The following is an 8,662-nucleotide window of genomic DNA, read 5'->3' as shown; positions in this document are numbered from 1 at the left end:
TCCCATTCCGAACAGAGCAGTTAAGCCCGCCCGAGCCGATGGTATTGCCGTAACAGGTGGGAGAGTAGGTCGGTGCCTTCTTTTATTAAAACTAAGCCTTAGTACAATCGTACTAAGGCTTTTTGTATTATATAAAATATTTGTCTTAATATAGTGTAGCGTATACATTTTCCAATCGTTATAATACAATACCTTTGAATTTGAATTATGAAATTTTACTCTCTTTTATTAATGTTTGTTGTCCTTTTGTCAGGTTGTAAAAAGGAGAATGATAATCATGAGTCTATTGATCTGGCTAATACTAGATGGGCTATTTATGACTCTAAAGAAATTCCTCTTTCTCAAGATAAAAATAGTCGACTTCCTATTATCTTGTTTGGTGAAAATGATTTTCGTATAACTACTGATTGTAATGGAATAAATGGACTGATAAAAATATCTAATAAAGAATTATTATTTAAAGATTACCAATCTACCTTGATGCATTGTAAGGGGAAAGGAGAAATGGAAATATATTTAATGCAAAATTTGAGAAATATTAGTTCTTATAAATATAGTGAAGGTATATTATATTTATATATTGGAAAGAAGATGATGGGATCATTTAAACGTATAGAAAATATATAGCTAATGCTAATTAAAATGGCATTAGGAATTGATAACATGTAGAAAAAGCAATCCACGATTCTTAAACTTTATTATATATAAAATAAAAATATTCATTATGAGGTATTTAGTTTTTTTAGCACTTGGTCTTCTATTCTTTGGGTGTAAAAAAGAAGATGATTATATTAACATGGAAAATTTAACTCATGAGGATATAGAATTAGATAATACAACATGGGTAATTCATAAATCATATGAAATTCCAGTAAGGTCAACAACTAACGGTAGACTTCCAACTTTACATTTTAAAGATGGAGGTATGGGGGTAGGTACCAATTGTAATCATGCTTTTTCTGAATATCAAATAGATGGTAATACGATTAAATTTAGGGACTTGTTTACTACTTATAAATATTGTCCTGATATGGAGATTGAAGCTTACTTTGGAACAAATATAAGAAGTATAAATTCCTATATATTTAGTGAAGGGAAGTTATACCTGTTTATTGATAAAAAGATGATAGGATCATTTAAACGTATTGCTAATTAATATATATTCTATTTTTAAAGAGCATTATTATTCATTTTTCCACCAAGATTAATTTGTCTACCTTTGTAACCGAATGGGAACAGCATTAGACAATGGTATTAAGCCGTATAATCATTACGGAGCGTATCTGAAAGAAAAGTACAACGGGCAGAAAGTATTTAAAGTTATCGTAGATGGTAATTTTACTTGTCCAAACCGGGATGGTAGCAAAGGATATGGTGGCTGTACATATTGTAATGTAGACTCATTTACACCTGATACGGCTCGTAAGATTCCTTCTATCCGTGAGCAAGTGGAGAATGGCATCGAGCGTGCTCGTAATAATTATGGTGCGGAGAAATTTATTATTTATTTCCAACCCAACACCAATACTTATGCGCCTACACATTTACTCAAAATGATGTATGATGAAGCCTTGAGTATAGATCCTGAAAATACATTAGGCTTATCTGTAGGTACACGTCCAGATTGTCTGGATTTTGAAAAAATTGCTTTATTGGAATCCTACACAGATCGATTGGATGTGGATTTGGAAATGGGTATGGAATCCATTTACAATAATACATTAGAACGTATCAATAGAGGATGTTCACATGATGAGTTCTTGTCCACCATGAAGATGTTGGAAAATACGAAGTTGGAATTGTGTGTACATACTATATTTGGATTTCCATGGGAAACCGAAGAAATGATGCTTCAATATGCAGAAGAAATCAACAAACATCCGCAGATTAAATTCGTTAAACTCCATCACCTACATATTGTAGAAGGATCTATCATGGGTGTCAAATACAAACGTGAACCGTTCAAGTTATTCTCCATGGAGGAGTATACGGAATTTTTAGCTAAATTTATTCCCTTACTGAGACCTGATATTATCATTCAACGTGTTTTTGGTATTGCAGACCAAGATTTGTTAATTGCGCCCAATTGGGGTTTAAAGAAATCAGGTATTCAAACTTATATTGATAAAGGTCTTGAAGCTAGGGGCGTAAAGCAGGGAAGTCTCTATAATTCTAATTTCTAAACTTTTAATCAGGTTAATTTATTTTATTTTTTTGTGTTTATTTTTTTTAACTTATGCTTATTTAAGTAAAATGTAAATACTATGTTGAATAAATTATCGATAATAATCTATGCTATTGCGTTTATTTTTTGTTTTAGCTGTACAAAATCGAAACCTGATCCTCCTGTTAAAATAGATAGTACAAAGAAAGAAGTCGATGAAACAGGAATTATTAATGGTTCAAAAATCATCAAAAAAGGTACTGTAGTTGAAATATCCGATTTCAAAATTTATGATGATAATGCAGAAAACTTTTATATTGGCAGTTTATGGAATTTGAAAGATACATCAAAATTTTTAAATATTATTCCAATTCCTAATAAGGAACTAAAATATACAAAGACTAGTATATTCAGTCCGAGCAATTTTTCAGCCGATATAGCTAATTTCGTCCCATCTTATAATGAGATGTTTAGTTATGCGAAGAAATTTACAGTAGGAAGTTCTACATTATCTTCTCTTAACAATTCTTCCTTCTTCGACTATGCAACTCTTCAATATTACATAGCAAATCGAAATGATTATGAAATTATAAAGTCTTTAGTAGCTGTTAATGATTCGACTTATATTCGCAAGAAATATGGTATTGTCAATCATTCAAAATTAGAGTATCTTACTTTGTTTACAGATATCGTAGAATTCAGTGCTAATTATGATCAGAGTTTTGTTAAAAAAGTTAAGTCTGAAAATATAAACCCTCATTATTTATCATCAGTAACTTTCGGTTTCGAATATGCACTGTATGCAGAGAGTGATTCTACAAAAGCATCTTTCAATAGGGTGTTAGAAAAATTATTAAATAAGACATCCTTAAATAGAATTGATGAGGAAGTTTTAAAGGCTAGTAATTTACTTATATACAGGAGAGATAGTGCAAACAAAGATAGCTTTATAAAATATGCGAAAGGGATGAGTGAAATTAAAGGAGCAGTTGATGAATTTTTGAAAATCAATAGTGACAGTGCACTGGCTGTAAAATATCCACTTTCGTTTACATTGACAAGTCTGGATGATTTTTCCTCTTTAAAATATAATTTGAAATTTGATGTTATCGTTAAAGAGCAATAAAAATAAGCGACTTTAAGTCGCTTTTTTTATTGCTCTACGATAGATTTTAGATCAGCTGGCGAGTAGTTGATGGACTTTAGAGTTTTATGGTCTCCTTCGCGGAAGACTAAAAACAAGCCGTCTACTTCTTTATAATACGAGTCCACACCCTTTTCTTCTTGGTAGTATTTCATTGTCGCTTCAGCCTCTTCTACGGTCTTACAGGCCTTGCTCATGTTGGAGCGTTGTACCTCTTCGAATAAGCTGTTGAATTTGTCTCCTAAACCAAATTCCAACACGGCACCTGATAATACATACTGAATATCACACAGCGCATCTGCGATCTCTACGATGTCCTTTGCTTCAATAGCTTCTTCCAGTTCTTTGAGTTCTTCCGCAATCAGAGATACACGCAATTTGCATCTCGTCTCAGAAGGTATTTGTGGAGTTTCTAGTATAGGGTGCTGAAAGGTCTTGTGAAATTCAGCTACGGATGTTAACGATTTAGGGTCTGTCATATTTATTAATATCTTATGAAGTGTAAAAATACAAATTCTTATCTTTTAAAGATAAACTATCCTAAAAACAATAAAGTCTCGATATGTATCGAGACTTTATTGTTTTATTTTACAAAGTGCTTGAGTTGAATCAACTCTTTCTCTTCTAAATATCTCCAACGTCCGCGGGGTAAATCTTTTTTCGTAAGATTCGCATACACGACGCGATCCAATTTTACGATCTCGTACCCTAATGATTCGAAAATACGTCTCACAATACGATTTTTACCGGAGTGAATCTGAATACCAACTTCACGTTTGGAGGCACCAGTTACATAGCTTAAGTCGTCCGGTTTGATAAGACCATCTTCCAATTCAATTCCAAACTGAATTTTATTAAAATCACCTTGTGACAACGATTTATTCAATTCCACTTGGTAGATTTTTGTTACATTGTTACGCGGGTGCGAAAGTTTTTCAGCTAGATTACCATCATTTGTCAATAATAGTAGTCCTGTTGTATTTCTATCCAGGCGGCCTACAGGGTAGATACGCTCTTTAGTCGCTTTAGCTACCAATTGCATCACTGTACGACGTTCTTGAGGGTCGTCAGTAGTCGTGATATAATCTTTCGGTTTGTTTAACAACACATAGACCATTTTCTCACGCTTTAGACGTTCGTTATTGTAACGGATTTCGTCTTTGGCAGGGTCTACTTTAGTACCCAATGAAGTTACTACTTCACCGTTTACAGAGATTACTCCCGCTGTGATCAGCTCGTCTGCTTTGCGTCGTGAACATATTCCAGCATTGGAAATGTATCTATTCAAACGAATTAAGCCATCGTCTTCAGACACTTTATTCGCTGGTTTATTAGCCGGTCTGAATTTTCTGTTTTTGGTGTATTTAAAATCGTTGTTGTCTCTTTGCTCTTGATATTCTGGTGTTGGCTCTGGTCTTCTATTTTTAGAGTAGCCTTCTTTATCGAATGATTTAGCGCCAAATGGTTTGCGGCCAAAGCTTTTACGCTCCTCGCCAGCATCTTTGGAGAATGATTTATTATAAGGTTTTCTTTCTCCAGACTCTTCTGACCTAGAAAATGATGATTTCGCAGAAGATCTTTTGTTGTCTTTGTGAAATTTAGCGAATGGAGATTTGTCAGCGGATTTACCGTCTTCTCTATTTGTTTTAGAGAAAGATGATCTACCAAATGATTTGTTGTCCTCGCCTGATGATTTTGAAAAAGATGATTTTCCGAAAGATTTGTTATCGTCTTTTTTAAATGAAGACTTTCCGAAATTCTCGGATTTGTTTCCGAACTTTCTGTTAGAATTATCTTTCGATTTAAAGCTTTCTGAGTTGCTTCTACTTTTTCTGGAGTTGTCCTCGCGACTGTTCCTTTGACTTTTGAATGGCATAATTTTTATATAAAAATTGAGGTACAAAGGTACAAAAAATATTGATATATTTCAGTTTTTTTAATTCTTAAACCCTTCATTTCAAAAGGCTCCCGTATTATTTCCAAAAGGGCTCTAAATTTATTGTTTGTGTAACTATTTGGATAGTAAGGAAATAGTTTGTACCTTTGGCCCTTCATAATTGGACCAAGCTATTTTTGATCGATTTTTATCGTGGATAGGTAGCATTAAGGAAATGAATGATTAAAAAAAGAGTTTTGTGTATAACAGCAATTATGTCGATAATGGTTTTATCGAAATTGCAATCAAGCCCACAAGGGATTTCGCTAGAAAATCCATACAAAAAAATCATGCTAGAGCATGCCGCTAGGCTAAAGGAGGAAGCAAATTCTCCGGAGTTCAAGATGAAAGAATATTACAGCACTCTAACTTTCGCTGAAGAAAGTGTACCTGTAGAGAACACCGCTGTAAAGAAAAAACTAGGAATTTATTTAGATAAATTTTCATTCCGCAAATTGCGTTCGCACCAGATGCACGCTAAGGCGGATAAGTATCTTCCTAAAATCGAAAAAATATTAAAATCGTATGGCATCCCATCTGATTTTAAATACATTCCCATTGTAGAAAGTGGATTAGATCCAAGTGTAAGCTCACATAAGGGCGCTGGTGGTTATTGGCAATTTATGCCTGCGACAGCACGACTTTATGGATTACGTGTGGATGGCAAGGTTGATGAGCGCAAAGACTTTACGAAGTCCACTCACGCCGCAGCCCGTTATCTAAAGGCCCTGTACGATCAATTTGGGGATTGGACGTTGGTAGCTGCTGCTTACAATGTCGGAGGAGGTAGTCTTAAATCTTCTATGCGTAGACAGAAGAAGGATGACTACTATAATTTGCGATTGAATACCGAAACCGGATCTTATGTGTATAAAATTATTTCTGTGAAAGAAGTAATTGAAAACCCGCAGATGTACGGTTACAAAATATAAAACATACCCCTAAAAGTATGCATTGGAAGGCCTGATTTTTATCAGGCCTTATGTCGTTTTAGAGAAGTGACGAATGTCATTTTTAATACCAAGTTGTATCATTAGCCTGTCATAAAACTGTCATTACTTTTACACCATAAAACAAAATGATAAAGTAATGCATTTAGAGCAATTTAGTTACGACAACAAGATAGTCCGGAATTTTGGTATCGCGACTATAATTTGGGGTATCATAGGGATGTCTATCGGTTTGCTGGTAGCCTTACAGTTGATATGGCCCGAAATGAATTTTTTGACCCAGTACACGACGTTTGGCCGTGTGCGTCCAGTACACACTAATGCAGTGATTTTTGCTTTTGTGGGTAATGCTATTTTTATGGGGGTTTATTACTCTTTACAGCGTGTTCTCAAAGCACGTATGTTCAGTGATGTATTGAGTAAAATACATTTTTGGGGATGGCAGCTCATTATTATAGCGTCTGCGATCACCTTGCCATTAGGATATACGTCTTCCCATGAGTATGCAGAGATGGAATGGCCGATAGATTTGGGTATTACGTTGATCTGGGTGGTTTTTGGTATCAATATGTTTGGAACAATCATAAAACGTAGAGAGCGCCACATGTATGTAGCAGTATGGTTCTACATTGCGACATTCGTGACGGTAGCTGTGTTACATATTGTGAATTCCATCCAATTGCCTGTGACTTTCTGGAAAAGTTTCTATGTGTACTCCGGTGTGCAGGATGCTTTGGTTCAGTGGTGGTATGGACATAATGCGGTGGCATTTTTCTTGACCACTCCATTCTTGGGTATGATGTATTATTTCTTACCGAAGATGGCTAACCGTCCTGTGTATTCGTACAAATTAAGTATTCTTCACTTCTGGTCGTTGATATTTATCTATATCTGGGCTGGTCCTCATCATTTACTGTACACTTCATTGCCTTCGTGGGTTCAATCTTTAGGGGTAGTATTCTCAATCATGTTGATTGCTCCATCTTGGGGTGGTATGATCAACGGACTATTGACCTTGCGCGGAGCATGGGACAAGGTGCGTGTAGAGCCTATACTGAAGTTTATGGTAGTAGCGTTGACCTGTTATGGTATGGCGACCTTCGAAGGACCACTCTTATCCTTAAAACAAGTAAATGCGATTGCCCACTTTACGGATTGGATCGTAGCACACGTGCACGTAGGAGCCTTAGGTTGGAATGGTTTTATGACTTTCGCTATCCTTTATTGGTTGTTGCCACGTGTATATAACACCGAATTGTATTCCAAAAAATTAGCAAATGTGCACTTCTGGTTAGGTACCTTAGGGATTCTCTTTTATGCGATTCCAATGTACTGGGCAGCTGTAGTACAAGGTCTGATGTGGAAGGAATTTACTCCAGAAGGCGTGTTGAAATACCCTAACTTCTTAGCGACTACATTGGAAATTCTTCCTATGCACATGATGCGTGCAATAGGTGGAGCCTTGTATTTGAGTGGTGTAATTCTGATGACTTACAACCTAACTAAAACAATGAAGAAAGGGCGTCTATTAGCGAATGAAGCTGCTGAAGCTCCAGCTTTAGAGCCATTGGTTACCACTGAACGTTCTACACACAGAAGGTTAGAAAGAAAACCTGTATTATTTATGGTGCTGGCCTTGATTGCTATCTTGATTGGGGGTATAGTAGAGATGATTCCTACATTCACTATACAAAGTAATGTTCCGACCATCGCTAGTGTAAAACCATATACTGCTTTAGAATTGCAAGGCCGTGATCTATATATACGTGAGGGTTGTGTCAATTGTCACTCGCAAACTATTCGTCCATTCCGTTCAGAAACTTCGCGCTATGGTGAATATTCCAAAGCAGGTGAGTTTATCTATGATAGACCATTCTTGTGGGGATCTAAACGTACAGGACCTGATTTGCACCGTATAGGTGGTAAATATCCACACAAATGGCATTTTGATCATATGATGGATCCGACAATCACGTCGCCAGGAAGTATTATGCCGGCCTATCCATGGTTGATTGATCAAGAGTTGGATAATTCTTCATTAGTAGCCAAGATGGAAGCTATGAAAACACTCGGTGTACCTTATACAGATGCGGAAGTGCAAGGTGCTCTACAGGATCTCGAAGCTCAGGCACAAGCGATAGCACAAGATTTGGCTAATAATCAAGTGGAAGTAAAATCCGACCGCGAGATAATCGCGATGATTGCTTACTTACAGCGATTAGGGACGGATATCAAAGCGAATAACTCGACAGCTAACAACAAATAATAGAAGTTATGTTCAAGCAAATTACAAATTTACAAGGTGATGAAATCTATTTAATGACATCACTCTGGATTTTCCTCATATTTTTCATCGTAGTAGGATTGATGTTATTCTTTATGAAGAAAGACTATATCCAATATATGAAGGAACTTCCTTTCGACGAATCAGAACCAAAATCTAATCATTTATCCGATAGCAATTAGAA

General features: G+C 35.8%; 9 protein-coding genes and 1 rRNA gene. 8 read left to right on the top strand and 2 right to left on the bottom strand.

The window, feature by feature from the left end; translation table 11 throughout:
- The 5 genes from rrf to EDC17_RS08550 form a co-directional block, all read left to right on the top strand.
- Positions 1-81, top strand: a 5S ribosomal RNA gene (gene rrf / locus EDC17_RS17710); the annotation flags it as partial.
- A gap of 126 nt (positions 82-207) precedes the next feature.
- Positions 208-627 (top strand): META domain-containing protein, encoded by a 420-nt coding sequence (locus EDC17_RS08565; RefSeq protein ID WP_132777672.1) that lies wholly within the window; start codon positions 208-210, stop codon positions 625-627.
- 97 nt (positions 628-724) lie between these two features.
- Positions 725-1,156, top strand: a complete 432-nt coding sequence (locus tag EDC17_RS08560; RefSeq protein WP_132777671.1) for an META domain-containing protein — start codon at positions 725-727, stop codon at positions 1,154-1,156.
- 73 nt (positions 1,157-1,229) lie between these two features.
- Complete coding sequence (locus tag EDC17_RS08555; RefSeq protein ID WP_132777670.1) at positions 1,230-2,183, top strand: TIGR01212 family radical SAM protein; 954 nt, start codon at positions 1,230-1,232, stop codon at positions 2,181-2,183.
- An 81-nt stretch (positions 2,184-2,264) separates the two neighbouring features.
- Entirely contained in the window at positions 2,265-3,290 is a 1,026-nt protein-coding gene (locus EDC17_RS08550) for a hypothetical protein (RefSeq protein ID WP_132777669.1), read from the top strand.
- A gap of 26 nt (positions 3,291-3,316) precedes the next feature.
- On the opposite strand, the gene EDC17_RS08545 is transcribed toward EDC17_RS08550, so the two are convergent.
- Positions 3,317-3,787, bottom strand: a complete 471-nt coding sequence (locus tag EDC17_RS08545; protein WP_132777668.1) for a pyrophosphohydrolase domain-containing protein — start codon at positions 3,785-3,787, stop codon at positions 3,317-3,319.
- A gap of 104 nt (positions 3,788-3,891) precedes the next feature.
- Entirely contained in the window at positions 3,892-5,184 is a 1,293-nt protein-coding gene (locus tag EDC17_RS08540; RefSeq protein WP_132777667.1) for a pseudouridine synthase, read from the bottom strand.
- A 284-nt stretch (positions 5,185-5,468) separates the two neighbouring features.
- On the opposite strand from EDC17_RS08540, the gene EDC17_RS08535 reads away from it, so the two are divergent.
- The 3 genes from EDC17_RS08535 (at position 5,469) to EDC17_RS08525 (ending at position 8,660) form a co-directional block, all read left to right on the top strand.
- Entirely contained in the window at positions 5,469-6,176 is a 708-nt protein-coding gene (locus EDC17_RS08535; protein ID WP_243646094.1) for a lytic transglycosylase domain-containing protein, read from the top strand.
- A gap of 157 nt (positions 6,177-6,333) precedes the next feature.
- A complete protein-coding gene (gene ccoN, locus EDC17_RS08530; RefSeq protein WP_132777665.1) occupies positions 6,334-8,460 on the top strand; it encodes a cytochrome-c oxidase, cbb3-type subunit I in 2,127 nt (708 codons plus the stop codon).
- 8 nt (positions 8,461-8,468) lie between these two features.
- Complete coding sequence (locus tag EDC17_RS08525) at positions 8,469-8,660, top strand: hypothetical protein (protein WP_132777664.1); 192 nt, start codon at positions 8,469-8,471, stop codon at positions 8,658-8,660.
- Positions 8,661-8,662 lie beyond the last annotated feature (2 nt).

Source organism: Sphingobacterium alimentarium, from assembly GCF_004342685.1.
GTDB classification, from domain to species: Bacteria; Bacteroidota; Bacteroidia; order Sphingobacteriales; family Sphingobacteriaceae; genus Sphingobacterium; species Sphingobacterium alimentarium.
Note: the sequence above shows the minus strand (reverse complement) of the source record. Positions and strands in the feature narration are given on the sequence as shown.

What these genes read in the sequence shown, in the direction of transcription:
- EDC17_RS08565 (WP_132777672.1), top strand. Translation starts at nt 208, where the DNA reads ATGAAATTTTACTCTCTTTTATTAATGTTTGTTGTCCTTTTGTCAGGT.
- EDC17_RS08560 (WP_132777671.1), top strand. Translation starts at nt 725, where the DNA reads ATGAGGTATTTAGTTTTTTTAGCACTTGGTCTTCTATTCTTTGGGTGT.
- EDC17_RS08555 (WP_132777670.1), top strand. Translation starts at nt 1,230, where the DNA reads ATGGGAACAGCATTAGACAATGGTATTAAGCCGTATAATCATTACGGA.
- EDC17_RS08550 (WP_132777669.1), top strand. Translation starts at nt 2,265, where the DNA reads ATGTTGAATAAATTATCGATAATAATCTATGCTATTGCGTTTATTTTT.
- EDC17_RS08545 (WP_132777668.1), bottom strand. Translation starts at nt 3,787, where the DNA reads ATGACAGACCCTAAATCGTTAACATCCGTAGCTGAATTTCACAAGACC.
- EDC17_RS08540 (WP_132777667.1), bottom strand. Translation starts at nt 5,184, where the DNA reads ATGCCATTCAAAAGTCAAAGGAACAGTCGCGAGGACAACTCCAGAAAA.
- EDC17_RS08535 (WP_243646094.1), top strand. Translation starts at nt 5,469, where the DNA reads ATGGTTTTATCGAAATTGCAATCAAGCCCACAAGGGATTTCGCTAGAA.
- ccoN (WP_132777665.1), top strand. Translation starts at nt 6,334, where the DNA reads ATGCATTTAGAGCAATTTAGTTACGACAACAAGATAGTCCGGAATTTT.
- EDC17_RS08525 (WP_132777664.1), top strand. Translation starts at nt 8,469, where the DNA reads ATGTTCAAGCAAATTACAAATTTACAAGGTGATGAAATCTATTTAATG.